We start from the raw sequence: 25210 nt of genomic DNA, 5'->3' as shown, positions 1-25210 counted from the left end.
GGAAAGAAGCAGTTAAGGCAAGAGACGGGCAGGCAACAGACGCATCAGCTGCGTGTCGAACCAGGCGACGAACGCCGGCGACGGCACCGCATCCACCGCAAGGTACCACCAGTCGGGCTGGGCAAAGGCGCGGCACTTCACCGCGTCCTTCTCGGTCATGACCAGCGGCAATGACGGCATAAAATTCAAGACCTCTGCGCTGTAGGGCGCATGGTCGGCAAACGCATGGGGTATCGCCTGCCAGTGTAACGTTTCAAGGGTGTTGAAGAAACGTTGCGGGTTGCCGATACCAGCGACCGCGTGTATCCGCTGCCCCGCTGGAAAATGCCCGACTGGCTGGCGCTCACCGGTTTGCAGGTTGACCAACGCCGTGGGTTGCAGGCGAAAGGCAAAGCCATCTTCGCGATCGGCTGCCGCGCCGTTATAGAGCAGCGCATCGACGCTCTGCAGGCGCTCCACCGGCTCGCGCAACGGCCCGGCCGGCAGGCAACGGCGGTTGCCGAGACCGCGGGCAGCGTCGATCAGCACCAGCTCAAGGTCGCGGGCCAGGCGATAGTGTTGCAGGCCGTCATCGGACAGGATCAGGTCCAGGGTCTCACTGGCCAGCAAGGCCTGGACGGCACGGCTACGGTCGGGGTCGATCATCAGCGGTACACCGCACCGCTGCACGATCAGCAACGGCTCATCGCCGGCGACTTCGGCGCTGTGGCTGGCGTCGACCCGCCACGGCAACTGCGGCGGTTTGGCGCCATAGCCACGACTGACCACGCCCACCCGCAACCCGCTGCGGCGACAGTGTTCGATCAACCACAGGATCAATGGCGTCTTGCCGGTGCCACCCACCGTGATATTACCGACCACCACCACCGGCACGGGCGATTGGTAAATCTGGCCTTCGCCCGCGAGGAAGCGCGCACGCTTGCCCTGCACGACCCGCCGATACAGCGCCTCCAGCGGGCGCAGCAACGCGAGAGCCGGATGCCCTTCATACCAGGCCTTGAGTAAACGATCAGACATGGCCATCAGGGTTGGCTCGCCGCCTCGACAGTGGTCATGCGCAGATGGCTGAAACCGAGCTTGCCGGCCGCATCCATCGCCGTGATCACGGCCTGATGCTGGGTCTTGCCATCAGCACTGATCGACAGCGGCATCTTGGTGTCGCCCCCGGACTCTTTCTGCAAGGCGTCCATCAGGCTGGCAAGGTCGTTCTTCGCCAGCAACTGGTTATTCACCGAAAACACGCCGTCGGCGCTGATGGCGATGTCCAGTTGCTTGACCTGCTGGTCTTCTGCCGGCGAGCCGCTGACCGCTTCCGGCAAATCGACGCGCAACTCGGTTTGGCGGGTGAAGGTGGTGGTGACGACAAAAAACAGCAGCAGGATAAACACCACGTCGATCAGCGACGCGAGGTTGATATCAACGTTTTCCCGTTGCTTGCGGCGAAATTTCACGCTCTGCCCTCGACCAGGTCCACATCACGGTCGCCCTGCACCACTTCCACCAACTTGATGGCTTCCTGCTCCATGCCTACCACCAACTCATCGATGCGCCGTTGCAGGAAACGGTGGAAGAACACTGAAGGAATACCGACCATCAAGCCGGCAGCGGTGGTGATCAACGCCTTGGAAATACCACCGGCCAGCACAGCGGCGTTGGTGGTCATGCCCGAGCCCATGAACGAGCTGAAGATGTCGATCATGCCCAGCACGGTGCCCAGCAAACCGAGCAAAGGCGCCATGGCGGCAATGGTGCCGAGGGCATTGATATAGCGCTCCAGTTCATGAATGACCCGTGCCGCGGCCTCTTCGATGCACTCTTTCATGATCTCGCGACCATGCTTGGAGTTGGCCAGGCCAGCGGCGAGGATCTCACCCAAGGGCGAATTGGCCCGCAGTTCCTTGAGTTTTTCCTTGTCGAGCTGTTTGCTTTTGATCCAGCCCCAGACCTGCCCCAGCAGGTGTTCGGGGGTGACGCGACTGGCGCGCAGGGTCCACAGGCGTTCGGCAACGATGCCGAGTGCGGCGATAGAACTCATGATGATCGGCAACATCATCCAGCCGCCGGATTTGACCAATTCCCACACAGTGAATGTCCCCTTGAAAAAGTGCGCCACTTTACCATATCGGTTCGTCAGCGGGGTTCGCCGACCACAGGCCCTGAGGGTAACGCTTCGCGCCAGAAGCGACGTTGACTGCGCGCAACAACCGGTGGTGCGAAGGCCCCCAACCGCAAGCGCACGGCACCCTGTTCGGCGCTGTCGTAGATCCGGCTGCCGAGCGCCTGATACCGCTCTATCACTTGCCGGTGAGGATGACCAAACCCATTGCCTCGACCTCGGGAAATCAGCACTGACGTGGGTGAGAGCCGCTGCACAAAGGGCCAGGACGAGGAGCTGCGACTGCCATGATGGGGCGCTTGCAGCCAATCAGTCGGTACCGCCAGGGGCGATGCGAGCAAGGCCCGCTCGGCGGCGCGGTCGATATCGCCGGTCAGCAACAGGCGCTCGCCACTGGCCTGGACCTGCAACACGCAGGACTTCGCATTGCCTTCAATAGCATCAGGCCATTGCCATAGTTCAAACACCACGCCATCCCATTCCCAACGCTCCCCGCTCACACACGGCTGGGTGCCGAGAAACGCCGGCAAGCCTTCGGTCTCGCCACCTACCACGCGACGGATGGCCAGCCCACGAGCCACAGCCGCCGCGCCACCCGCGTGATCGGCATCCGCATGGCTGAGCAGCATCAGGTCCAACTGCTCTACCCCGAGTTTTTTCAAGGCGGGCAGCACGACCTGCGCCCCCATGTCGGCCATCCCCAAGCGCGGGCCTGCGTCGTACAGCAAGGTATGGTTGCGGGTACGCAGGATCAAGGCCTGGCCCTGCCCCACATCCAGTTGCACCACGTCCACTTGGCCATGGGGCACCGGCTCCCTGGGTGGGAACACCGCCAACAGCAGCATCGGCCAGCCCAGCAGCCGAAACGGCACGCCCTTGGGCAGCAGCAGCAACACCGCGCCCAGCAGGCTGATCAGCCAGTACCCCAAGGGGACCTCGCCGGGGCCCCACGCCGGCACTTGCCCGGCCAACAGTTCAAGGCCCTTGAACAGCCCATCAAGTGCACCGCCCGCCAACCACAACAACCCCTCGCCCAGCCATGGCACCGGCAACAGCACTGTCCCCAGCAATGCCAACGGCAACACCACCAGGCTGATCCACGGCACCGCGAACAGATTGGCCAACGGCGCGCTGAGACTGATGGGCAAGCCCAGCACCAGCAAGATAGGCAACAAACCGATAGCAATCAGCCATTGCGGGCGGGTCCACACTTGCCAGAAGCTCCACGGCCCCAGACGCCCGCTGAACGCCAGCACCAGTACCGCAACCGCCGCAAACGACAACCAGAACCCCACTTGCAGGCTGGCCAACGGCTCAAGTACCAACACCCCATTGAGCGCGAGCAACAACGGCCACCACACCCCCATGTGCCGAAACCGCAAACGCCACAACAGTACCAGCCCGACCATCACACAGGCGCGCTGCACCGGCACACCGAACCCCGCCAGCAAGCCGTAACCCAACGCCGCGGCAAAGGCCAGGCCACAGGCCCACGGCAGCCAAGGTAAGGTTCGCGGCCAGCAACCGTAACGTGCCATCCCGGCGATCAGCCCGTAGATCAAGCCCGAGAGCAAGCCAATGTGCTGGCCGGAAATCACCAGCAGATGCACCGTGCCGGTGGCCTGCAGCACCCGCCAATCCTGGGGCGCCAGCCCGGAGCCGTCGCCCAGCACCAGGGCTGCCACCGCCGCTTCACGGCCCTGGGCGTCCACGGCCAGCAGGCGCTGGCGCACGTTGTCGCGCCAGGCATTGCGCGCTGGCGTCAGGCGCACGCCATCCTTTACCGAGCCGGTGGCGCCAATGCGCTGGGCCAGCAGCCAGGCTTCGCGGTCAAATCCGTGAAAATTTAACAACCCGGAGGGCCGCTTGAGCGTGACCGCCAGGCGCCAGCGCTCACCGCTGCGCACGGGCGGCCCGCCGTGCCAGGACACCTGGATACGCTTGGGCAAGCGGGCATTGCGCGACCGACTGTCGACCAGTTCGAAACGCACACCGCTGCCCGTCTGCTGCGGCAACCCGACGACACGCCCCTCCAGCCAGCGCGTCTGCCCGTCCAATGCCGGCCGCAACCGATCATCCAGCGCCCAGTGCGCACTCAGGCAGGCCCAACTCAAGCCCAGTAGGAAGAACGCCAGCCAATACGTGCGAAATGGCAACAACATCAATGCCACCACCAACATGGCGAACAGCCAGCCAACAGATGGCAATGCCGGCAAATAGCGCAACGCCAGCAGCCCCAATGCAAACGCGAACATCCCTGCTCTCATGGATCATCCCTTTCAAGTGATCCACTCAGTCTTAGCCGGACGCCGAGCGCGGCCTATGATGTTTTGTCACAAAGTCTGAATTTTCTGTTTATAGAATGCGGGCATACTTGCCCCTCGAACTGACCTGGACCCCTTATGCCCCGGCGCTTATTCAAACGCTACATGCCCGACCCGACCAGTATCAGGGAACACAAGTCCTTACGATTCCTCGGCACCCTGCTGCACGACCCAAACCTCTGGCACCTGAACCGGCACTCGGTGGCGCGGGCCATGGCCGTGGGTTTGTTCGCGGCGTTTATCCCGATCCCCTTGCAGATGCTGTTGGCGGCCGTACTGGCCATTGTGGTGCGCGGCAATATGCCCATCGCCGTCAGCCTGGTGTGGCTGACCAACCCGATCACCATGCCGGTGGTGTTCTTCTGCACTTACCTGACCGGCGCCTGGCTGATGAATGTACCGCCGCGCAGCCTGCCGGATGACCTCACCTGGGAATGGATCAGCGGCCAGCTGAGTACCTTGTGGCAGCCGTTCCTGCTGGGTTCAGTGGTGCTGGGCCTGGTGTTGGGCGCCCTGGCCTATTGCCTGACCATGCTGTATTGGCGCTGGTGGGTTGCTCATCAATGGAAGAAGCGCAAACAACGTCGCGCCTGAGGCCTAGCTCGCCCGCAAGCGCAGGTGCACCCGCAGGCCAAGCCCGGTGTTTTGCGCCCACAGGCTGCCATCCTGGCGTTGCACGGCATTGCGCGCGATGCTCAAGCCGAGGCCAAAGCCGCCGTCGCCGGGGCGCGAGCCGTCCAGGCGGGTGAACGGCGCGAAGATGCGTTCCAGGTCCTGCTCGGCGATGCCGCCGCCCTGATCCTCCAGCCACAGGTGCCAGTAATCGCCCTCACGCCGCCCGTCCAGGCTGACCACCCCTTCGGCAGGAGAATGGCGGATAGCGTTGCGCACAATGTTTTCCAGGGCCTGGGCCAACGCGTTCAAGTTGCCGCGCACCCAGCAATCAGCCTCCAACAGGCACGGCAGGCGCGATGCCGGCCAGTCGCTTTCGAAACACGCGTTCTCCCGCAACATGTCCCACAACGCCTGCAACTGGATGTCTTCCTGAGGCAGCGGCGCGCGTTCGGTGTCCAGCCAGGCGAGCTGCAGGCTGTCCTCCACCAGGCGTTGCATGGCGTCGATCTCGCGGCCCAGGCGTTCACGCAGTTGCGTCAGGTCCTGCTCACTGTCACAGGCCACTCGCAAGCGGCTCAAGGGGGTGCGCAACTCGTGGGACATGTCCCGCAGCAACTGCTGCTGCAACACCACCGTGCCTTGCAGGCGCTCGGACATATGGTCAAAAGCCCGCCCCAACTCACCCAACTCATCCTGGCGACTGATCGCCGCGTGGGACAGCCGCGTATTCAATTGATCGGCGCGCCAGGCGTTGGCCTGCTCGCGCAGTTGATTGAGGGGCATGATCAGCAAACGATACAGGCCGATGCACAACAACAAGGTAAACAGGCCCGGAATCACGCCGTTGGTCAGCACCCGCCAGAACAACTGATAGCGCCCCGGCAAAAAGCGTTGGGGCAACTCGATCACCAGGGAGCCCGCCGACGGGTCCACAGGAAAGGGGATTTTCAACCACGGCAAACCCTGCACGTGGCGGCTGACGGGCCAGTCGAGCCCGCGCAGGGAGGTGAGGCGCTGGCTTTCCTTGTCGGTCAGTGGATAGCTGCTCAACGATTGCAGGTCGTTGCCAATCACGCCGATCCAGGTGCGTTCGTGCTTGCCCATTGCTTGCAGCCAGGCGTCGACGCCGGCGTGGCCGCCGCGATTCCAGGCCTGTTCGGCACTCACGGCGTAACCACTCAATGTGATCCGCGCCTCGTCGGACAGGTACCGGTTCTTCTGCTCCATGTAGCGGCCCCAGGACCAACTGAGCCAGATCATCAGCAAGCAGAAGGCAATCAACAGGCACGCCAGCTTCCAGAATAACGAGTGCTTGCCCGGCAGCCGCGTCAAAGGGCGCTCAAAGAACCTCATCAGCACCGCTCAACACGTAGCCCTTGCCCCACACCGTGCGCACTTCACGTTCGCTGTAACCGACGGCCTTGAGCTTGCGGCGGATCTGACTGATGTGCATGTCCAGGCTGCGGTCGTGGGGCGCATAACCGCGCTGCAACACATGCTGATAAAGGAAGGCCTTGCTGAGGACTTCTTCGCCATTGCGATGCAGGGTTTCCAGCAAGCGGTATTCGCTGCGGGTCAGCCCGGCCCATTGTTCCTGGTAGAACACATCACACAGTTCATCGTCAAAACGCAGGGGGCGCAGGTCGTCGCGCAACGGTGCAAGGCTCGGCAACGGCCGCCGGTCGAGGGCTACGCGGCGCAGGATGGCTTCGATGCGCACGCGCAGTTCGATCATGCTGAACGGCTTGGGCAGGTAGTCGTCGGCACCCAGGCGAAAACCGCTGATACGGTCGGCCTCGGCCCCCAGGGCCGACATCAGGATGACCGGGATCGAATGGCTCTGACGCAAATGCGTAAGGATCGACAAGCCATCCATCCCCGGCAGCAAGATGTCCATCAACACCACATCAAACGCCTGGTCGCGCGCCATCTGCAGGCCTTGCTGGCCGTTCTGGCACCAGGTGACCTGGAAGCCGCAACGCCCCAGATGCTCGTGGACATAGGCGCCGAGCACAGGGTCATCTTCGATGGTCAGGATACTGGGTAGGCCAACTACTGCGGGATTCATTAGCGTCTGCAAGTCATTCTCAATGACTGATTATTCAAGATTAACCCGCCACAGGCAATCGCCATCCGGCCACCAATGGCCCGAAGATTGCCGCTTGTCATTAATTTGCAAGATTCCACCGTGCGCAAATGGCTACACTGCGCAGGTGGCGCGGCCCGGATGCTTGCGTGGTTCATTGATAACAGTGTGGTAGCAGGAGAGTGGCGTGCTTAGAAGAATGGGGATAAAAGGCCGCGTACTGTTGCTGACCTTATTGCCGACCAGCCTGATGGCCCTGGTGTTGGGGGGCTACTTCACCTGGATGCAGCTGTCGGAATTACAGAGCCAATTGCTGCAACGGGGCGAAATGATCGCCGAGCAACTGGCACCGCTGGTGGCACCGGCCCTGAGCGCGAAGAACGCCGACCTGCTGGAGCGCATCGCCACCCAGTCCCTGGAGCAGCCGGACGTGCGCGCCGTCTCATTCCTCGGCCCTGACCGCACGCCCCTGGCCCATGCCGGCCCGACCATGCTCAACCAGCCTCCCGCCGGCAATAGTTCCCATCTGCTGCAACGCACCGGCAACGACGCCACCCGCTACCTGCTGCCGGTGTTTGGCCGCCATCGCAACCTCGCGGGCGACTTGATCCCCGACGAAGCCGACCGCCTGCTGGGCTGGGTCGAAGTCGAACTGTCCCACAACGGCATGTTGCTGCGCGGCTATCGCAGCCTGTTTGCCAGCCTGCTGCTGATCGCCATCGGCCTGATCGGCACGGCCACCCTGGCACTGCGTATCAGCCGTACGATCAACTCGCCCATTGGCCTGATCAAGCAAGCCGTGGCCCAGCTCAAGGACGGCAACCTGGAAACCCGCCTGCCGCCGCTGGGCAGCCAGGAGTTGGACCAACTCGCCTCGGGCATCAACCGCATGGCCGAAACCCTGCAAAACGCCCAGGAAGAGTTGCAACACAGCATCGACCAAGCCACCGAAGACGTGCGCCAGAACCTCGAAACCATCGAGATCCAGAACATCGAGCTGGACTTGGCGCGTAAGGAAGCCCTGGAGGCCAGCCGCATCAAGTCGGAGTTCCTGGCCAATATGAGCCATGAAATCCGCACCCCGCTCAATGGCATCCTCGGTTTCACCCACCTGCTGCAAAAAAGCGAGCTGTCGCCGCGCCAGCTGGATTACCTGAGCACCATCGAAAAGTCCGCCGACAACCTACTGGGCATCATCAACGAAATCCTCGACTTCTCGAAGATCGAGGCCGGCAAGCTGGTCCTCGACAGCGTGCCCTTCAACCTGCGCGACCTGCTGCAAGACACCCTGACCATCCTCGCCCCGGCCGCCCACGCCAAGCAGCTGGAACTGGTCAGCCTGGTCTACCGCGACACGCCGCTGGCACTGGTGGGTGACCCGCTGCGCCTCAAGCAGATCCTGACCAACCTGATCAGCAACGCGATCAAGTTCACCCGCGAAGGCACCATCGTCGCCCGCGCGATGATCGAGGACGAGCAGGAAGACAGCGTGCAGTTGCGCATCAGCGTGCAGGACACGGGCATCGGCCTGTCCAGCCAGGATGTGCGCGCGCTGTTCCAGGCGTTCAGCCAGGCCGACAACTCGCTGTCGCGCCAGCCTGGCGGCACCGGCCTGGGCCTGGTGATTTCCAAGCGCTTGATCGAACAGATGGGTGGTGAGATCGGCGTCGATAGCACACCGGGCGAAGGCTCGGAGTTCTGGATCAGCCTGAACCTGCCCAAGACCCGCGACGACCTTGACGACCTGCCCTCTGCCCCGCTGCTCGGGCGCCGCGTGGCCGTGCTGGAGAACCACGAACTGGCGCGCCAGGCCCTGCAACATCAGTTGGAAGACTGCGGCCTGGAAGTCACCCCGTTCAATAGCCTGGAAAGCCTGACCAATGGCATTACCAGCGCGCACCAGACCGAACAGGCCATCGACCTGGCGGTGCTCGGCATCACCGCCAACGACATTCCGCCGGAACGTCTCAACCAGCACCTGTGGGACCTCGAACACCTGGGCTGCAAAGTGATGGTGCTGTGCCCGACCACCGAACAGATGCTGTTCACCCAATCGGTGCCCAACCCCAACAGCCAGTTGCAGGCCAAGCCGGCCTGCACGCGCAAGCTGCGCCGCGCCCTGGCCGACCTGATCAGCCCGCGCCCCTCGCGCAGCGAGCCCGGCGAGCCGTTGTCCAGCCGTGCGCCGCGGGTGCTGTGCGTGGACGACAACCCGGCCAACCTGCTGCTGGTGCAAACCCTGCTGGAAGACATGGGGGCCAAGGTTCAGGCGGTCGAAAGTGGTTTTGCCGCCATTGATGCGGTCAAGCAGGAAACCTTCGACCTGGTATTGATGGACGTGCAAATGCCTGGCATGGACGGTCGCCAGAGCACCGAAGCGATCCGCCAGTGGGAAAGCGAACGCCACGGCACGCCATTGCCGGTGGTCGCCCTCACCGCCCACGCCATGGCCAACGAAAAACGCGCGCTGTTGCAAAGCGGCATGGATGACTACCTGACCAAGCCCATCAGCGAACGGCAACTGGCCCAGGTGGTACTCAAATGGACCGGCCTGGCCCTGCGCAACCAGGCGCCGGAGCGCGCCACCGACGGCCTGGCCCCGGCCGTGCGCCTGCTGGTGCTGGACCACGAAGAAGGCCTGCGCCTGGCCGCCGGCAAGACCGACCTGGCCGCCGACATGCTGGCCATGCTGCTGGCCTCGCTGGAAGCCGACCGCCTGGCCATCACCCTGGCCCGCGAAGCCAATGACCACCACGCCCTGATCGAACGCGTCCACCGCCTGCACGGTGCCACCCGCTATTGTGGTGTGCCGCAACTGCGCGCCGCCTGCCAGCGCGCGGAAACCCTGCTCAAGCAGGACGATGCCAAAGCCCTGAGTGCGCTGGACGAACTGGACATGGCCATTGCTCGGTTGGCCAGTGAGGCGCGGGTTAGCGCCTGATGCAAAGCCGCAGGAAACAGCCATATGTGGGAATGGCTTTGGGTGGGAGCGGGCTTGCTCGCGAATGCGGAGTGTCAGTCACCTATATTTCGACTGGTCCACCGCTTTCGCGAGCAAGCCCGCTCCCACACAAGCCCGCTCCCACAGGGGTTATGTATTTTCAAATGATTAATCGCAGGGAGCATTTTCTATGCGCGTCATACTTTTCAGCAGCCAAACCTACGACCGCGACAGCTTCCTCGGCGAGCCTCTACCGCCCGGCGTGGAGCTGCAATTCCAACCCGCGCGCCTCAACCTCGACACCGTGGCCCTGGCCGAACACCACGAAGTGGTCTGCCCGTTTATCAACGACGACCTCAGCGCCCCAGTGCTGGAACACCTGGCCAAAGGCGGCACGCGCCTGATCGCCCTGCGCTCGGCCGGCTACAACCACGTGGACCTGGCCGCCGCCAAGCGCCTGGGCCTGACCATCGTGCGCGTCCCCGCTTACTCGCCGCACGCCGTGGCCGAGCATGCGGTGGCGCTGATTCTCGCACTCAACCGCCGCCTGCACCGCGCCTACAACCGCACCCGCGATGGCGATTTCAGCCTGCACGGCCTCACCGGCTTCGACCTGGTGGGCAAGACCGTCGGCGTGGTCGGCACCGGGCAGATCGGCGCCACATTCGCCAAGATCATGGCCGGTTTCGGCTGCCAGTTGCTCGCCTACGACCCATTCCCCAACCCTCAGGTGCTGGCCCTCGGCGCGCGCTACGTGAGCCTGCCCGAGCTGCTGGCGCAGGCACAGATCATCAGCCTGCACTGCCCGCTCACCGCCGACAGCAAACACCTGATCAACGCCGGCTCCCTGGCGCATATGCAACCCGGCGCGATGCTGATCAACACCGGGCGTGGCGGCCTGGTGGATACGCCGGCGTTGATCGAAGCGCTCAAGGACGGCCAGCTCGGCTACCTGGGGCTGGATGTGTACGAAGAAGAAGCCCAATTGTTCTTCGAAGACCGCTCCGACCTGCCCCTGCAAGACGACGTGCTGGCGCGCCTGTTGACCTTCCCCAACGTGATCATCACCGCGCACCAGGCGTTTTTGACCCGCGAAGCCCTGGGCGCCATCGCCGGCACCACCCTGGCCAACATTGCCGCCTGGGCCGAAGGCCGCACACAAAACCTGGTCGAGGGATGATCAGTGGTCACATACCAGGCCCATGATGGGCCGGCACCCGTGATAGGATGCCGCGCCTATTTGGAGGATCCATGGCCGAACACGATTTCCGCTTCAGCTTGCTGAGCCCGCAACACACCCTGATCGAATGCCGCGCCCTGGTGCCGGGCCGTTACCAGGTCACCGGCAACGGTGGCGCGATCAAGCACGGCGACGTGCTGATCGTCACCCTGCGCGGCAGCAAAACCCTGTCGATGCGCCTGACCGTCGAAGGCGACGCGCGCTATTCCATCCGCCCGGCGGGCCAATGGGTCGCCATGGCCCAGGGGCCGAAATTCGGCGAGTTGGAGATTCACACCTGGAAGGTCAACTGCGACAGCTGCGACAGCGTGCTGGAGTTTGAATTCGCCGTCGAAACCAAGCTGAGCAAAGAGCCGCTGCAACCGGCCGCCAACGCGCGCATCAAGGAGTTGGGCTGGGCCAGCGAAGGCGCCAAGCACCGCTGCCCGAAATGCCAGCAGGCCGCGCAATGAAAGGCCTGCTTCTGCTCGCCGCCGCTGGTGCGGCCCTGACGGGCTGCGCCGGGGATGCGGTCAAGCTCAAGCAGGACCACAGCTACGTGGTGGAATGGATCGGTGAACGGCCGCTGATGGATTACGCGCACCTGACCGTCACCTTGGGTGCGGACGGTCGCGCCTACGGCAATGGCGGTTGCAACCATTGGTTTGCGCCGTACACCGTCGACGGTGAAAAGCTCAGCTTCGGCCAGATCGGCAGCACCCGCAAACTCTGCGCCGAGGCCTTGATGGAGCAGGAACACCGCTTCTTCCAGGCCCTGCAAGGCGTGCAGCGCTGGGATATTTCGCCGATCGAACAGACACGTTTCTGGCCGGCCGAGGGCAAGCCGATTCGCTTGTGGCTGGAAGAAGGCTGATTCAGACAGCGAGTGCGGCTGGCTCTTCTGTGGGAGCTGGCTTGCCTGCGATGCGGGCGGCGCGGTGTAACAGGTACACCGCAGCGATGCCATCGCAGGCAAGCCAGCTCCCACACAAGCCAGCCCTCACCTGCTTCCAGCTGTTTAGCCGCGCAACGCCTTGAGCTTGGCAATGACGCCTTCCGCCGTCTGCTCCCCCATCAACTGCTCACGCACCTTGCCCTTGTCATCAATGATGTAGGTCACCGGCAACGCTTCACTGCGCGGAATATCAAAGATCCCCTCCGGGTTCTGCGCCAGCACGGTGAACTTGATCCCCAGCTTCTCGCTGGCCGCCTTCAATTCTTCGCCCTGCACATTGTCGAAGTTAACCCCGAACACCCCGACGTTCTGCCCTTTCAACTGGTCCGACAGCGCGTTCAGCTCGGGGATTTCCGTGCGGCACGGGCCACACCATTCGGCCCAGTAATTGACCACCACCCATTGTTTGTCCAAGCGCTCGGCCGCGACTTTCTGGCCGTATTGGTCAACGCCGTAATCGTTGCCGCAGCCGCTGAGCAGCAGGGTTGTGATGATCGCCAATGCACCGATCAGTCGATTTGTCATGGGGTAATCCTTCGCAAAAATGAACGTTGGCTGCGACCTATCGCCTCTTACGGTTTAAGGACGGGACGCAGCGCGGGTAGAATACCCGCCACCTTACGCAAGATGCGACCCGCACATGACCGATCTGACGCTTTATCACAACCCGCGCTGCTCGAAATCCCGCGGTGCGCTGGAACTGCTCGAAGCCCGCGGCCTCACCCCGACCGTGGTGCGCTACCTGGAAACGCCGCTGGACGCCGCGCAACTAAAGGCCTTGCTCGCCAAGCTGGGCCTCACCGCGCGCCAACTGCTGCGCACCGGTGAAGACGAATACAAGGCCCTCAACCTCGCCGACGTCAGCCTCAGCGAAGCGCAACTGATCGCCGCGATCGCCGAGCACCCCAAGTTGATGGAACGCCCGATCCTCGAAACCGCCGACAAGGCCATCATTGGCCGTCCGCCAGAAAACGTGCTGGAGATCCTGCCGTGACTACGCCGTATGTGCTGGTGTTGTATTACAGCCGCCATGGCTCGGTCAGCGAAATGGCCCGGCAGATTGCCCGGGGCATCGAGCAAGGCGGCATGGAAGCGCGCCTGCGCACCGTGCCGGCGATCTCCGCCGAGTGCGAGGCCGTGGCGCCGAGCATCCCCGACGAGGGCGCGCTGTATGCCAGCCTCGATGATCTGAAGCACTGCTCGGGCCTGGCCCTGGGCAGCCCGACGCGCTTCGGCAACATGGCCGCGCCGCTCAAGTACTTTATCGACGGCACCAGCAACCTGTGGCTGACCGGCGCCCTTGTCGGCAAGCCGGCCGGGGTCTTCACCTCCACCGCCAGCCTGCACGGCGGCCAGGAAACCACGTTGATGTCGATGCTGCTGCCGTTGCTGCACCACGGCATGTTGATCACCGGCCTGCCCTACAGCGAACAGGCGCTGCTCGACACCCAAGGCGGCGGTACACCCTACGGCGCCAGCCACCACGCCGGCCCGGACGGCAAGCGCCTGCTCGATCAACATGAAATCGCCCTGTGCCGCGCCCTCGGCCTGCGCCTGGCGAACACCGCGACGCTGCTGGAGGCCGGTCGTGGCCAAAAAGCCTAAAGTCCTGCCGCCCCAGGCGTGGCTGGAACCACGGGTCAAGGTCGCACGGGCATTGAGCCTGCTGGCGTTCTTTGGCCTGGTGGGTTTGCTGTGCGGGTATTACCTGTTCGTCGCCGACCTGCACGGCGCACGGCCATGGGTGATCCTGCTGATCGAACTGGTGCCGCTGCTGTTGCTCGCACCGGGGATGCTGCTGGGCAGCGCGCGCGGGCATTCGTGGATGTGCTTTGCGGTGAACCTGTATTTCATCAAGGGCGCGCTGGCGGCGTATGACCCGAACCGGCAATGGTTCGGGGTGTTGGAGATGCTCGCGAGTCTGACGGTGTTTTGTACGGCGTTGTTGTATGTGCGGTGGCGGCATCAGTTGAATCGGCGGCTGGCTGTAGAGCCTGTGTCGGCCTGAAGTCCGCTATCGCGGGCAAGCCCGCTCCCACATTTGATTGCATTTCAATTCAAGGAACGCGGTCGAATGTGGGAGCTGGCTTGCCTGCGATGGCATCACCTCGGTTTCAATGATTCACCGTATAGGCCAGCATCATCGACAACTGGCACATCGGCCGCCCACTCTCGGCATGCCACTGGTTGAACGCCCCTTGCACCGTCGCCAGATCCCGCAGGCTGGTCGGCGCCTTGTCGACGATCTTCTGCGCATTCAACGCCGCCACCACGTCATAACTGGGCACAAACGTATCCTTGCCGACCATGCGCAAGAAGCGCGGCGCCGACAAACCGCCCAGCTGGTGGCCGTGCTTGCTCAGGTATTTCCACAGGCCGACGATGTCGGTCGCCGGCCAGTCGGCGATAAACGCGCCAAAGCTGCCGTGTTCCTGGGCGATATCCAGGATCATCTGCGCATTGCGCGGCACGCTCTTGAGCTTGCCCAGGTGGCGGATGATGCTGGTGTCCTGCATCAGCCGCTCCAGGTGCTCGGCACCCATCAACACGACTTTTTCCGGGTCGAAGCCGAAGAATACTTTCTCGAATGCCGGCCACTTGGCGTCCACCACACTGTGCTTGAGCCCTGCACGAAACACCCGCAGGGCCAGGGTCGACAGGTAACGGTCATCGCTGATCTTGCGCAATTGCGCCGGGGTGTTTGGCACCGGCAGATGGGCTTCCAACTCGGCGACCGAACCGAAACGGTTCAGACAGTATTCGTGTAGCCACTTGTAATCGCGCATGCCCTCTCCTGGGGTTTGAATTGAAAACGGCGCCCGCGAGCGCCGTGTGTCAGAGCGTGGAAGTCGCCTAGAGGTTCACTACATTGACGAAGCGCGAAGCGGCGGTCTCGTCGATCTTGAGGCTGGTGAAGTCGAACAGGTTGCGGTCGGCCAACTGCGACGGCTGCACGTTCTGCAGGCTGCGGAAGATGCTCTCGGTGCGGCCTGGGGTCTTGCGCTCCCAGTCCAGCAGCATCTCCTTGACCACCTGGCGCTGCAGGTTTTCCTGGGAGCCACACAGGTTGCACGGGATGATCGGGAATTGCTTGAAGTCGGAGTAGGCCTGGATGTCCTTCTCGTTGCAATACGCCAGCGGGCGGATCACCACGTTGCGTCCGTCATCGGCGCGCAGCTTGGGCGGCATGGCCTTGAGCGAGCCGTTGAAGAACATATTGAGGAAGAAGGTCTCGACGATGTCGTCGCGGTGATGACCCAGGGCCATCTTGGTTGCGCCGATTTCATCGGCAAAGGTGTAGAGCGTGCCACGGCGCAGGCGCGAGCACAGCGAGCAGGTGGTCTTGCCTTCCGGGATCAGCTCCTTGACCACCGAATAGGTGTCTTTCTCGACGATGTGGTACTCGACGCCCAGCTCTTTGAGGTAGGCCGGCAGCACGTGCTCGGGGAAGCCCGGTTGTTTCTGGTCCATGTTGACGGCGACGATCTGGAACGTGATCGGCGCGACCTTTTGCAGGTGCAGCAGCACGTCGAGCAGGGTGTAGCTGTCTTTGCCGCCGGAGAGGCAGACCATGACCTTGTCGCCGTCCTCGATCATGTTGAAATCGGCGACCGCTTCACCGGCCAGGCGACGCAGGCGTTTTTGCAGTTTGTTCTGGTTGACCGTAAGAGTGCCCATGGCGCTTGGATCCGCAAAAGGTGTGTGACGAAAAGCCGGGTATTTTAGCGTTATGAGCGACCGAGTTCCAATGTGGGAGCTGGCTTGTGTGGGAGCGGGCTTGCTCGCGAATGCGGTGGATCAGAAATACATTCAGTGACTGACACACCGCTTTCGCGAGCAAGCCCGCTCCCACATTGTGATTACGGCACTCCCGACAGACCTCAGCGCGATTAACCCCAGCGTTTACAGCGCAATTTGCTCTAAAGGCCCTACAGTTATTCCGATCATCCCTTCCTATACTGCGACTTGAGGTCGCACACATATCCAGGACCTTTCAGGCCAATTGGCCCGTGGGCGCTCCGATGGGGGGCGATGGTAATAACGACAGGAGTGACTGGCATGATCCATCACGTCGTGGGGCTATTTACCCATCCCGACCGGGAATGGCGGGAAATCCGTGGCGATAAAGAAGAAAGCATCGGCCACATGTACCTCACTCATACGCTGATTCTTGCGGCGATCCCCGCCGTATCAGCCTTTATCGGCACCACCCAGGTCGGCTGGGTCATCGGCAACCGCGCGCCGGTCATGCTGACCCAGGAAAGCGCCTTGTGGATGACCCTGATGTCCTACGCCGCCATGCTCGGCGGCGTGGCGGTGATGGGCGCGTTCATTCACTGGATGGCCCGCACCTACGACGCCAACCCCAGCATGCCGCGCTGTGTGGCGTTTGCGACCTACACCGCAACGCCATTGTTTATCGGCGGGCTGGCGGCGCTGTATCCACATATGTGGCTAGGCATGGTGGTGGGCACGGCGGCGATTTGCTACACGGTGTATCTGCTGTATGTGGGGCTGCCGACCTTCATGAACATCGACCCGGACGAGGGTTTCCTGTTTTCCAGTTCGGTGCTGGCCGTAGGGCTGGTCGTGCTGGTGGCGATCATGGCGTTTACCGTGATTGTCTGGGGCCTGGGCGTAGGGCCGATCTACACCAGTTGAGCGCGTTCAAACCTTGGACAAAGCCACCGCAAGGTGGCTTTGTGCGTTATGTGCGACCATTCGGCGCCTGACAGATTCGGAAACACCCGCCTTTACGGCATACTGGGCGTCTCTGGAGATAGGTACAGCATGCCCGAGCAGCTCAACACCCGCGTCGAAGATTGTTTCCAACAAGCCGAATCCTTTTTCAAACGAAGCTTCAAACGCCCCCAGGTCAGCCTCAAGCTGCGGGGCCAGAAGGCCGGTGTCGCGCATTTGCACGAGAACCTGCTGCGCTTCAACCCTCAGTTGTACCGAGAAAACAGCCAGCACTTCCTGAAACAGACCGTGGCCCATGAAGTGGCACATTTGATTGCCCACCAACTGTTTGGCGAGCGCATCCAGCCCCATGGCGAGGAATGGCAACTGATCATGCGCGGGGTTTACGAACTGCCACCGGATCGTTGCCATACCTATGCGGTGAAACGGCGCCAGGTGATGCGGTATATCTACCGCTGCCCGTGTGCGGACAGTGATTTCCCGTTTTCGTCGCAGCGCCATGGGCTGGTGGCACAGGGGCGGCGGTATTTGTGTCGGCGGTGCCGGCAGACCCTGGTGTTTACCGGGGAAACTCGGGTGGAGTGAGGGCCTCATCGCAGGCAAGCCAGCTCCCACATTGGATAGGCGGCGCGGTCAAAATGTGGGAGCTGGCTTGCCTGCGATAGCGCCGGATCAGTCAACCAATAATCCTGGCCTGCCGTAAATCCTCGATACGCTGAGCACTGATCCCCAACTCCGCCAACACCTCATCACTGTGCGCCCCCACCGCCACCCCAATATGCCGAGGCGCTGGCAAACCCTGCGAGAACTTCAACGGGCACGCCAGTTGCGCCTGGCTCGAACCATCCCCCCTAGGCACTTGGCTGACCAATGCCCGCGCCTTCAACTGGGGATGCTCAACCGCCTCACTGAAACTCAGCACCGGTTCGACGCAGGCATCCACGTCGGCGAACAACGCACAAAGCTCGTCGAAACTGCGTTTCTCAAACTCCACCTGCAACGCCTGTTTCAGGGCCTTTTGCTGCGCAGGCTGGGGCGATAACCCTTGCGTCGCCAACTCGGGCCGCCCCAACGTGGCGCACAGTTGCTGCATAAACGCCGGCTCCAGGCTACCGACGGACATCCAGCGCCCATCCCGGGTGCGGTAATAGTCATAAAAACTGCCGCCGTTCAGCACATGGCTTTCCCACCCAGGCTCCACCCCGCACGCCAGGTAACCCGCAGCGGCCATGGCGTTCAGGCTGAACGAGCAGTCAGTCATGCTCACGTCCAGGTATTGGCCGACGCCACTGTGCTGCCGGGCGATCACCGCAGCCAGCAACCCGACGACGGCGTGCAACGAGCCACCGGCCACATCCGCCAATTGCACGCCCAGGGGCAACGGCCCGCTGTCCTGGCGCCCGGTGTGGCTTGCCACACCGGCCAGCGCCAGGTAGTTGATATCGTGCCCGGCACGGTCCTTGTAGGGGCCGGTCTGCCCGTAGCCGGTGATCGACACATAAATCAGCCGCGGGTTGATCGCCTTCAACGTCTCATAGCCCAGGCCCAGCCGCTCCATTACCCCAGGGCGAAACTGCTCAAGCACAATGTCGTACTCCTTGACCAACGCGCGCACGATCTCCAACGCTTCGGCCTGCTTGAGGTCCAGCGCCAGGCTACGCTTGTTGCGATTGAGGTAGGCATGGCTCGCCGACGTGCCCCGGTCATGGGGCGGCAGCACCCGCAGCAGGTCCATGCGCGTGGGCGATTCGATGCGCAAGACCTCGGCACCCATGTCCGCGAGCATCAAGGACGCAAACGGGCCAGGCAGCAAGGTGGAGAAATCCAGCACTTTGAGGGACGCCAAGGGACCTGACATGGGCACTCCAATTCCGTTTCGATTGCCCACAGACTAGGCAGCCTTGGTCCTACGGGCAATCGTCAGAACAATCAACGACAGTGACCGTTTTGATCACGGCGGGCTTTTTCCTGGCGGCGGCTTTATCATTGGCCCACGTTTGCTTGCAGAGTGTTCCATGAAGTTTGCGATTGCCGTGTTTTCCGCCGCCCACGCGCCCTCCTCGCGCCGCGCCCTGCTGTTCGCCCAAGCGGCGCTGGCCGGCGGGCACGAGATTGTGCGGCTGTTTTTCTATCAGGATGGCGTGTACAGCGCGTCCAACAACATCGTCGCGCCCCAGGATGAGCAAGACATCGCGCGCCAATGGCGTGAGTTCGTCAGCCTGCACCAGCTCGACGGCGTGGTGTGCATCGCCGCCGCCTTGCGTCGCGGCGTGCTCAACCAGGAAGAAGCCGCGCGTTATCAGCGCAGCGCCGTGAATATTGAAGCCCCTTGGGCGTTGTCGGGCCTGGGGCAGTTGCACGATGCCGTCCAGGCCGCCGACCGCCTGATCTGTTTTGGAGGGCCGTGACATGTCCAAATCCTTATTGGTGATCAGCCGCCAGGCACCGTGGTCCGGCCCGGGTGCGCGGGAAGCCCTGGATATCGTGCTGGCCGGTGGTGCCTTTGATTTGCCGATTGGCCTGCTGTTCATGGATGACGGCGTGTTTCAGCTCGCACCGCACCAGAACGCCAAGGCCGTGCAACAAAAGGACCTGAGTGCCAACCTGCAGGCATTGGGGCTGTTCGGCATCGACGATGTCTTTGTCTGCCGCCACAGCATGGCCGTGCGTGGCTTGACGCCGCCCACCGAGGCGCAACCGTTGAGCAACGACGCGATTTCCCAATTGATTGACCGTTACGACCAGGTGATTACCCTCTGATGTCGACTTTACATGTGGTGTCTCACTCACCGTTTTCCGACAGTCGCCTCGACAGTTGCCTGCGCATCTGCGGCGCCGAGGACGCGATCCTGCTGTGCGGCGACGGCGCCTACGGGCTGCACGCTCCCGCCCTGCACACCAAGGGCGTAAAGGTGTTTGTGCTGGCCGAGGACATGCAGGCGCGCAACCTGCCATTACCGGACTGGGCCGACAGCGTGGACTATCCCGGCTTCGTGCAACTGTCGCTCGATTACGACAAGGTCAACAGCTGGTTATGAACACCTTGACCGTAGGCGAACGCACCTATGAACTGGACAAGGACGGCTATCTCGTCGACTTGAATGACTGGTGCGTCGACGTCGCCAACGCCCTGGCCGCCGCCGAATCCCTGGAGCTGACGCCAGACCACTGGCAGATCCTCGACCTGCTGCGCGGCTTCTACGCCGAATTCCAGCTGTCCCCGGCCACGCGCCCGCTGATCAAGTACACCGCGTTGAAGCTCGGCCCGGAAAAGGGCAACAGCCTGCACCTCAACAAACTGTTCAACGGCACTCCCGCCAAACTCGCCGCCAAGCTGGCGGGCCTGCCCAGGCCGACGAATTGCTTATGACCGACTTTGCTCCCCTGATCCTGGAAACCCCCGCCGAACACCCGTTTGCGCAATTCGTGCGCATCCTCGGCAAAGGCAAGCGCGGCGCGCGCAACCTCACCCGCGAGGAAGCCCGCGAAGCCATGGGCATGCTGCTCGACGAAAAGGTCGAAGACACCCAGCTCGGCGCCTTCCTGATGCTGCTGCGCCACAAGGAAGAAAGCCCGGAAGAACTCGCCGGCTTCACCGAAGCCGTGCGCGAACGCCTCAACGCTCCAGCGTTGAATGTGGACGTGGACTGGCCAACCTACGCCGGCAAGAAACGCCACCTGCCGTGGTATCTGCTGGCGGCCAAGTGCCTGGCACAAAACGGTGTGCGCATCCTTATGCACGGCGGTGGCGCGCACACCGCAGGCCGGTTGTACACCGAGCAATTGCTGGAAGGCTTGCAGATTCCGCTGTGCCGCAACTGGCAGCAGGTCGAAGCCGCCTATGGGCAAGGCAACCTGGCGTTTATTCCGCTGGGCGATTGGGCACCGCAGTTGCAACGCATGATCGACCTGCGGAACACCCTGGGTCTGCGCTCGCCGATCCATTCCCTGGCGCGTTTGCTCAATCCCTTGAATGCACGCCTGGGCCTGCAGAGTATTTTCCATCCGGGTTACCAGGGCGTGCACCGCGATGCCAGCGGCCTGCTCGGCGACAATGTGATTGTGGTCAAGGGTGACGGCGGCGAGATCGAGATCAACCCCGACTCCGCCAGCCACCTCTATGGCACCACCGGCGGCGAAAGCTGGGACGAAGAGTGGCCTGCCCTCTCCGCCCAGCGCCACGTCAAGCCGGCCAGCCTTGAACCTGAGCACTTGAGGGCGTTGTGGCGCGGTGATGTCGAGGACAGCTACCCGCAACTGGCGCTGATTGCCACCATGGCCCTGGCCTTGCGCGGCCTCGGCCACCCACGGGAACAGGCGTTTGCCTTGGCCCAGCAGTACTGGGACGCGCGGGATAAATCGATTTAATCGATCATTCACCCGCAGTCTTTGCGCTTTTAAATCGAACCCATCCCTTTAGACTGGGCTCCAACGCTTATTAGCCAAGGAGCCAGTCATGGGTTTGCTGATCGAAGGACACTGGAAAGACCAGTGGTACGAAAGTAGCGCGGACGGCGCATTCCAGCGCGAACAAGCGCAACGCCGCCACTGGGTCACCGCCGACGGCGCGCCCGGCCCAAGCGGCGAAGGTGGCTTCCAGGCCGAAGCCGGCCGCTACCACCTGTATGTGTCCCTCGCCTGCCCCTGGGCCCACCGCACCTTGATCTTGCGCAAGCTCAAAGGCCTGGAAAGCCTGATCGACGTGTCCGTGGTCAGTTGGCTGATGCTGGAAAACGGCTGGACCTTCGACAAGGCCCACGGCTCAAGCGGCGACGCCCTCGACGACTTTGCCTTCATGCACCAGCGTTATACCGCTGACACCGCCGACTACACCGGTCGTGTGACGGTGCCAGTGCTGTGGGACAAAAAGCTCAACCGTATCGTCAGCAACGAATCGGCGGAAATCATCCGTATGTTCAACAGCGCGTTTAATGGACTGACCGGCAACACGCTGGATTTCTATCCCGAGGCGCTGCGCCCGACCATCGACGCACTGAATGAGCGTATTTACCCCGCCGTGAACAACGGCGTGTATCGCGCAGGCTTCGCCACTTCACAACACGCTTATGAAAGTGCGTTTGACGATGTGTTTGCCGAGCTGGATTACCTGGAACAGCACCTGAGCGACCATCGCTACCTGGCGGGTGAATACCTGACCGAAGCGGATGTGCGCCTGTTCACCACGCTGATTCGCTTTGATGCGGTGTATTACGGGCACTTCAAATGCAATTTGCGGCGGATTGCGGATTATCCGAATCTGTCGAATTGGCTAAGGGAGATATACCAGTGGCCGGGGGTGGCCGAGACGGTGGATTTTGCGCATATCAAGGGGCATTACTATGCGAGTCACCGTACGATCAATCCGACGGGGATTGTGCCTAAAGGCCCGTTGCAAGAGTTTGATACTGCCCATGATCGGCAGCGCTTGACCGGCGCCGGCGTCTGGAGCTGAAAACACTTTGTGGCGAGGGAGCTTGCTCCCGCTGGGCTGCGAAGCGGCCCCAAAATCTTGGGAGCGCTTCGCACTCCAGCGGGAGCAAGCTCCCTCGCCACAGGTACAGTGTCAGATCTGTGACTGCGCGCCTTCGAACCACTTGAGCTTTTCACGCAACACCACCACTTCACCCACGATCACCAGTGTCGGCGCATGCACTTCATGCTCCGCCACCATGCGTGGCAAGTCGGCCAGGGTGCCGGTAAACACACGCTGGTTGGACGTGGTGCCTTGCTGGATCAAAGCCGCCGGGGTATCGGCTGCGCGTCCGTGCTGGATCAGCTGTTCGCAGATGATCGGCAAGCCAATCAAGCCCATGTAGAACACCAGGGTCTGCGACGGTCCCACCAGGTCATGCCAGGGCAGGTCCGAGGTCCCGTCCTTCAAATGCCCGGTGATGAAACGCACCGATTGCGCATAGTCGCGGTGGGTCAGCGGAATCCCGGCGTACGCCGCGCAACCACTGGCCGCCGTGATACCCGGCACGACCTGGAACGGGATGCCATGGGCCGCCAGTTCCTCGATCTCCTCGCCACCGCGGCCAAAGATGAACGGATCGCCACCCTTGAGGCGCAGCACGCGCTTGCCTTGCTTGGCCAGGTCCACCAGTTGCTGGTTGATCTGGTCCTGGGGCACAGCATGGTCGGCGCGGCGCTTGCCGACGTACACACGCTCGGCATCGCGGCGGCACAGCTCAAGAATCGCCGGCGCAACCAGGCGGTCGTAGAGCACCACGTCGGCTTGCTGCATCAGGCGCAGTGCGCGGAAGGTCAGCAGGTCCGGATCGCCGGGGCCGGCGCCCACCAGGTAAACCTCACCCGGCGCATGGGGCGCCTTGCCGTTGACTTTTTCCACCAGCAAACGCTCGGCTTCGGCGCCCTGCCCGGCCAGTTGCCGATCGGCAATCGGGCCCTGGAACACCTCTTCCCAGAACGCGCGACGTTGCTGCACATCCGGGTACAAGCCTTTGACCTGGGCGCGAAAACGCGCCGCCAACCCGGCCAACTGGCCGTAGGTGGACGGAATCCAGGTTTCCAGCTTGGCGCGGATCAGTCGCGCCAGCACCGGCGCATCGCCGCCACTGGACACCGCAATCACCAACGGTGAACGGTCGACAATCGCCGGGAAGATCACGCTGCACAAGGCAGGCGCATCGACCACATTGACCGGCACGCACCGACGCTTGGCATCGCTGGACACTTGCGCGTTCAGCGTTTCATCGTCGGTGGCGGCGATGATCAGGGTGCAGCCGTCGAGGTCGGCCTCCTGATAACCGCGCAAAATCAGTTCCCCGCCACTGCCCAGGACCAACTCATTGAGCTGGTCTTCGATCTGGGGAGCAACCACCCGCAGCAACGCACCGGCGTCGGCCAGCAGCCGGGATTTGCGCAAGGCAATCTCCCCGCCACCGACGACCAACACACGACTGCCGCGCAGGTTATGAAACAGCGGCAGAAATTCCATTTAGCCGATGACCTCAACGCCCGCCATGTACGGCTTGAGCACGTCCGGTACGCGGATGGAACCGTCAGCCTGCTGGTAGTTTTCCAGCACGGCCACCAGGGTACGGCCTACGGCCAGGCCCGAACCGTTGAGGGTGTGTACCAGTTCCGGCTTGCCGGTTTCCGGGTTGCGGAAACGCGCCTGCATGCGACGGGCCTGGAAATCACCGCAGTTGGAGCACGACGAGATCTCGCGGTACTTGTCCTGGCTCGGCACCCACACTTCAAGGTCGTAGGTTTTCACGGCGCTGAAACCCATGTCGCCGGTGCACAGCGCGAGGACGCGGTATGGCAGCTCCAGCAGTTGCAGGACGCGCTCGGCGTTGGCGGTCAGGCCTTCCAGGGCGTCCATGGAGGTCGACGGCTCGACGATCTGCACCATTTCGACCTTGTCGAACTGGTGCTGGCGGATCATGCCGCGCGTATCGCGACCCGAGGCACCGGCTTCGCTACGGAAGCACGGGCTGTGGGCGACGAACTTCAGCGGCAGCTCTTTGGCGTCGAGGATCTCGCCGGAGACGATGTTGGTCAGCGACACTTCGGCCGTCGGGATCAGGTACAGATCGGCTTCGCCTTCGCGGCTGATCTTGAACAGGTCTTCTTCGAATTTCGGCAGCTGGCTGGTGCCCATCAGCGCCGGCGCCTGTACCAGGTACGGCGTGTAGGCTTCTTCGTAGCCGTGCTCGGCGGTGTGCAGGTTGATCATGAACTGCGCCAGGGCGCGATGCAGGCGGGCCACCGGGCCACGCAGCAGGGAGAAACGTGCGCCGGACATCTTGGCAGCGGTCTCAAAATCCAGGCCACCGGTCAATTCGCCCAGGGCAACGTGGTCCTTGATCTGGAAATCAAAGGCTTTTGGCGTGCCCCAACGGCGCACTTCGACGTTGCCGTCTTCGTCGGCACCGACCGGCACGGATTCGTGCGGGATGTTGGGGATACCCAACAGGATCGAATCCAGTTCGGACTGGATGCCCTCCAGCTCGACCTTGCCGTCGGACAGCTCGGTGCCCATGCGCTCGACGTCGGCCATCAACGGTGCGATGTCTTCGCCGCGCTGCTTGGCCTGACCGATGGATTTGGAACGTGCATTACGCTCAGCCTGCAGTGCTTCGGTGCGGGTCTGGACGGTCTTGCGCTGTTCTTCCAGCGCTTCGATGCGCGCAACATCCAGGGCAAAGCCACGGGATGCCAGGCGGTCCGCTACGTCCTGAAGGTTGCTACGTAACAGTTTGGAATCGAGCATGTCGGTCTCTCGTT

Annotated in this window: 28 protein-coding genes; 16 read left to right on the top strand and 12 right to left on the bottom strand. The window is 62.6% G+C overall.

The genetic code is table 11. The features are described from left to right. Positions 1-12: 12 nt before the first annotated feature. From lpxK to ACZRMO_RS19570, 4 genes are read right to left on the bottom strand one after another with little or no spacing between them, the layout of a single operon-like run. On the bottom strand, positions 13-1023 hold the full coding sequence (gene lpxK / locus ACZRMO_RS19585; protein ID WP_463973922.1) for a tetraacyldisaccharide 4'-kinase: 1011 nt from the start codon (positions 1021-1023) through the stop codon (positions 13-15). Beyond that, the gene (locus ACZRMO_RS19580) at positions 1023-1451 is read right to left on the bottom strand and encodes an ExbD/TolR family protein (protein WP_017736031.1); all 429 of its coding nucleotides are present in this window, start codon (positions 1449-1451) and stop codon (positions 1023-1025) included. The genes lpxK and ACZRMO_RS19580 overlap by 1 nt, the downstream gene beginning before the upstream one ends. Further along, positions 1448-2083 carry a MotA/TolQ/ExbB proton channel family protein gene (locus tag ACZRMO_RS19575; RefSeq protein ID WP_017736032.1) on the bottom strand — a complete coding sequence of 212 codons (636 nt, stop codon included), beginning with the start codon at positions 2081-2083 and terminating at the stop codon, positions 1448-1450. Before ACZRMO_RS19575 ends, ACZRMO_RS19580 begins: the two co-directional genes overlap by 4 nt. 47 nt (positions 2084-2130) lie before the next feature. Continuing rightward, positions 2131-4371, bottom strand: a complete 2241-nt coding sequence (locus ACZRMO_RS19570) for a ComEC/Rec2 family competence protein (protein WP_463973921.1) — start codon at positions 4369-4371, stop codon at positions 2131-2133. A gap of 147 nt (positions 4372-4518) precedes the next feature. Between ACZRMO_RS19570 and ACZRMO_RS19565 the strand changes: the two genes are divergently transcribed. Then, on the top strand, positions 4519-5034 hold the full coding sequence (locus ACZRMO_RS19565) for a DUF2062 domain-containing protein (RefSeq protein ID WP_124527903.1): 516 nt from the start codon (positions 4519-4521) through the stop codon (positions 5032-5034). 3 nt (positions 5035-5037) lie between these two features. On the opposite strand, the gene ACZRMO_RS19560 is transcribed toward ACZRMO_RS19565, so the two are convergent. Next, positions 5038-6408 carry a histidine kinase sensor domain-containing protein gene (locus tag ACZRMO_RS19560; RefSeq protein WP_463973920.1) on the bottom strand — a complete coding sequence of 457 codons (1371 nt, stop codon included), beginning with the start codon at positions 6406-6408 and terminating at the stop codon, positions 5038-5040. Next, a complete protein-coding gene (locus tag ACZRMO_RS19555; RefSeq protein ID WP_257781031.1) occupies positions 6395-7123 on the bottom strand; it encodes a response regulator transcription factor in 729 nt (242 codons plus the stop codon). The genes ACZRMO_RS19560 and ACZRMO_RS19555 overlap by 14 nt, the downstream gene beginning before the upstream one ends. 205 nt (positions 7124-7328) lie before the next feature. Here ACZRMO_RS19555 and ACZRMO_RS19550 point away from each other — a divergent pair, with 205 nt between their 5' ends. The 4 genes from ACZRMO_RS19550 to ACZRMO_RS19535 all read left to right on the top strand — a co-directional run bounded on the left by ACZRMO_RS19550 (position 7329) and on the right by ACZRMO_RS19535 (position 12175). Next, complete coding sequence (locus tag ACZRMO_RS19550; protein ID WP_463973919.1) at positions 7329-10082, top strand: response regulator; 2754 nt, start codon at positions 7329-7331, stop codon at positions 10080-10082. A gap of 190 nt (positions 10083-10272) precedes the next feature. Further along, complete coding sequence (locus ACZRMO_RS19545; protein ID WP_124527899.1) at positions 10273-11262, top strand: 2-hydroxyacid dehydrogenase; 990 nt, start codon at positions 10273-10275, stop codon at positions 11260-11262. Between the two features lie 71 nt (positions 11263-11333). Continuing rightward, the gene (locus ACZRMO_RS19540; RefSeq protein WP_124527898.1) at positions 11334-11774 is read left to right on the top strand and encodes a hypothetical protein; all 441 of its coding nucleotides are present in this window, start codon (positions 11334-11336) and stop codon (positions 11772-11774) included. Next, positions 11771-12175 carry an META domain-containing protein gene (locus ACZRMO_RS19535; RefSeq protein ID WP_124527897.1) on the top strand — a complete coding sequence of 135 codons (405 nt, stop codon included), beginning with the start codon at positions 11771-11773 and terminating at the stop codon, positions 12173-12175. The genes ACZRMO_RS19540 and ACZRMO_RS19535 overlap by 4 nt, the downstream gene beginning before the upstream one ends. A 144-nt stretch (positions 12176-12319) precedes the next feature. Here ACZRMO_RS19535 and ACZRMO_RS19530 read toward each other — a convergent pair whose 3' ends face one another. After that, entirely contained in the window at positions 12320-12781 is a 462-nt protein-coding gene (locus ACZRMO_RS19530; RefSeq protein ID WP_463973918.1) for a redoxin domain-containing protein, read from the bottom strand. A 115-nt stretch (positions 12782-12896) separates the two neighbouring features. Between ACZRMO_RS19530 and arsC the strand changes: the two genes are divergently transcribed. The 3 genes from arsC to ACZRMO_RS19515 are packed head-to-tail and all read left to right on the top strand — an operon-like array spanning position 12897 to position 14264. Then, entirely contained in the window at positions 12897-13250 is a 354-nt protein-coding gene (arsC, locus tag ACZRMO_RS19525) for an arsenate reductase (glutaredoxin) (RefSeq protein WP_463973917.1), read from the top strand. Continuing rightward, entirely contained in the window at positions 13247-13861 is a 615-nt protein-coding gene (gene wrbA, locus ACZRMO_RS19520; RefSeq protein ID WP_463973916.1) for an NAD(P)H:quinone oxidoreductase, read from the top strand. The genes arsC and wrbA overlap by 4 nt, the downstream gene beginning before the upstream one ends. Next, positions 13845-14264, top strand: coding sequence for a DUF2069 domain-containing protein (locus ACZRMO_RS19515; protein ID WP_463973915.1), 420 nt, complete (start codon positions 13845-13847; stop codon positions 14262-14264). The genes wrbA and ACZRMO_RS19515 overlap by 17 nt, the downstream gene beginning before the upstream one ends. Before the next feature lie 106 nt (positions 14265-14370). On the opposite strand, the gene ACZRMO_RS19510 is transcribed toward ACZRMO_RS19515, so the two are convergent. Together ACZRMO_RS19510 and ttcA are read right to left on the bottom strand one after the other, a co-directional pair. Next, positions 14371-15042 carry a DNA-3-methyladenine glycosylase I gene (locus ACZRMO_RS19510; RefSeq protein WP_463973914.1) on the bottom strand — a complete coding sequence of 224 codons (672 nt, stop codon included), beginning with the start codon at positions 15040-15042 and terminating at the stop codon, positions 14371-14373. Positions 15043-15109: 67 nt separating this feature from the next. Then, positions 15110-15934, bottom strand: coding sequence for a tRNA 2-thiocytidine(32) synthetase TtcA (gene ttcA / locus ACZRMO_RS19505; RefSeq protein WP_207043847.1), 825 nt, complete (start codon positions 15932-15934; stop codon positions 15110-15112). Positions 15935-16315: 381 nt separating this feature from the next. On the opposite strand from ttcA, the gene ACZRMO_RS19500 reads away from it, so the two are divergent. Together ACZRMO_RS19500 and ACZRMO_RS19495 are read left to right on the top strand one after the other, a co-directional pair. After that, positions 16316-16918, top strand: coding sequence for a Yip1 family protein (locus tag ACZRMO_RS19500; protein ID WP_124527891.1), 603 nt, complete (start codon positions 16316-16318; stop codon positions 16916-16918). A 129-nt stretch (positions 16919-17047) separates the two neighbouring features. Continuing rightward, positions 17048-17542 carry a SprT family zinc-dependent metalloprotease gene (locus tag ACZRMO_RS19495; protein ID WP_257783487.1) on the top strand — a complete coding sequence of 165 codons (495 nt, stop codon included), beginning with the start codon at positions 17048-17050 and terminating at the stop codon, positions 17540-17542. A 91-nt stretch (positions 17543-17633) separates the two neighbouring features. Here the strand turns inward: ACZRMO_RS19495 and ACZRMO_RS19490 are convergent, their stop codons facing one another. Continuing rightward, positions 17634-18815 carry a CaiB/BaiF CoA transferase family protein gene (locus tag ACZRMO_RS19490; RefSeq protein ID WP_463973913.1) on the bottom strand — a complete coding sequence of 394 codons (1182 nt, stop codon included), beginning with the start codon at positions 18813-18815 and terminating at the stop codon, positions 17634-17636. A gap of 157 nt (positions 18816-18972) precedes the next feature. On the opposite strand from ACZRMO_RS19490, the gene tusD reads away from it, so the two are divergent. The 6 genes from tusD (at position 18973) to ACZRMO_RS19460 (ending at position 22409) form a co-directional block, all read left to right on the top strand. Next, positions 18973-19365, top strand: coding sequence for a sulfurtransferase complex subunit TusD (gene tusD / locus ACZRMO_RS19485; protein ID WP_463973912.1), 393 nt, complete (start codon positions 18973-18975; stop codon positions 19363-19365). Between the two features lies 1 nt (position 19366). After that, positions 19367-19717: a sulfurtransferase complex subunit TusC gene (tusC, locus tag ACZRMO_RS19480; RefSeq protein WP_207043838.1), complete on the top strand. Its 351-nt coding sequence runs from the start codon at positions 19367-19369 to the stop codon at positions 19715-19717. Further along, a complete protein-coding gene (tusB, locus tag ACZRMO_RS19475; protein ID WP_185706677.1) occupies positions 19717-19995 on the top strand; it encodes a sulfurtransferase complex subunit TusB in 279 nt (92 codons plus the stop codon). Before tusC ends, tusB begins: the two co-directional genes overlap by 1 nt. Continuing rightward, on the top strand, positions 19992-20327 hold the full coding sequence (locus tag ACZRMO_RS19470) for a TusE/DsrC/DsvC family sulfur relay protein (RefSeq protein ID WP_463973911.1): 336 nt from the start codon (positions 19992-19994) through the stop codon (positions 20325-20327). Before tusB ends, ACZRMO_RS19470 begins: the two co-directional genes overlap by 4 nt. Continuing rightward, positions 20324-21325, top strand: coding sequence for a glycosyl transferase family protein (locus ACZRMO_RS19465; RefSeq protein WP_463973910.1), 1002 nt, complete (start codon positions 20324-20326; stop codon positions 21323-21325). Before ACZRMO_RS19470 ends, ACZRMO_RS19465 begins: the two co-directional genes overlap by 4 nt. 88 nt (positions 21326-21413) lie before the next feature. After that, positions 21414-22409 (top strand): glutathione S-transferase family protein, encoded by a 996-nt coding sequence (locus tag ACZRMO_RS19460; protein WP_463973909.1) that lies wholly within the window; start codon positions 21414-21416, stop codon positions 22407-22409. Positions 22410-22520: 111 nt separating this feature from the next. Here ACZRMO_RS19460 and cysG read toward each other — a convergent pair whose 3' ends face one another. Further along, positions 22521-23915, bottom strand: coding sequence for a siroheme synthase CysG (cysG, locus tag ACZRMO_RS19455; protein WP_124527884.1), 1395 nt, complete (start codon positions 23913-23915; stop codon positions 22521-22523). Continuing rightward, positions 23916-25196 carry a serine--tRNA ligase gene (serS, locus tag ACZRMO_RS19450; RefSeq protein ID WP_463973908.1) on the bottom strand — a complete coding sequence of 427 codons (1281 nt, stop codon included), beginning with the start codon at positions 25194-25196 and terminating at the stop codon, positions 23916-23918. Positions 25197-25210 lie beyond the last annotated feature (14 nt).

Source organism: Pseudomonas sp. B611, assembly GCF_055407965.1.
The sequence above is the reverse complement of the archived record's forward strand: the minus strand, read 5'-3'. Positions and strand labels throughout refer to the sequence as shown.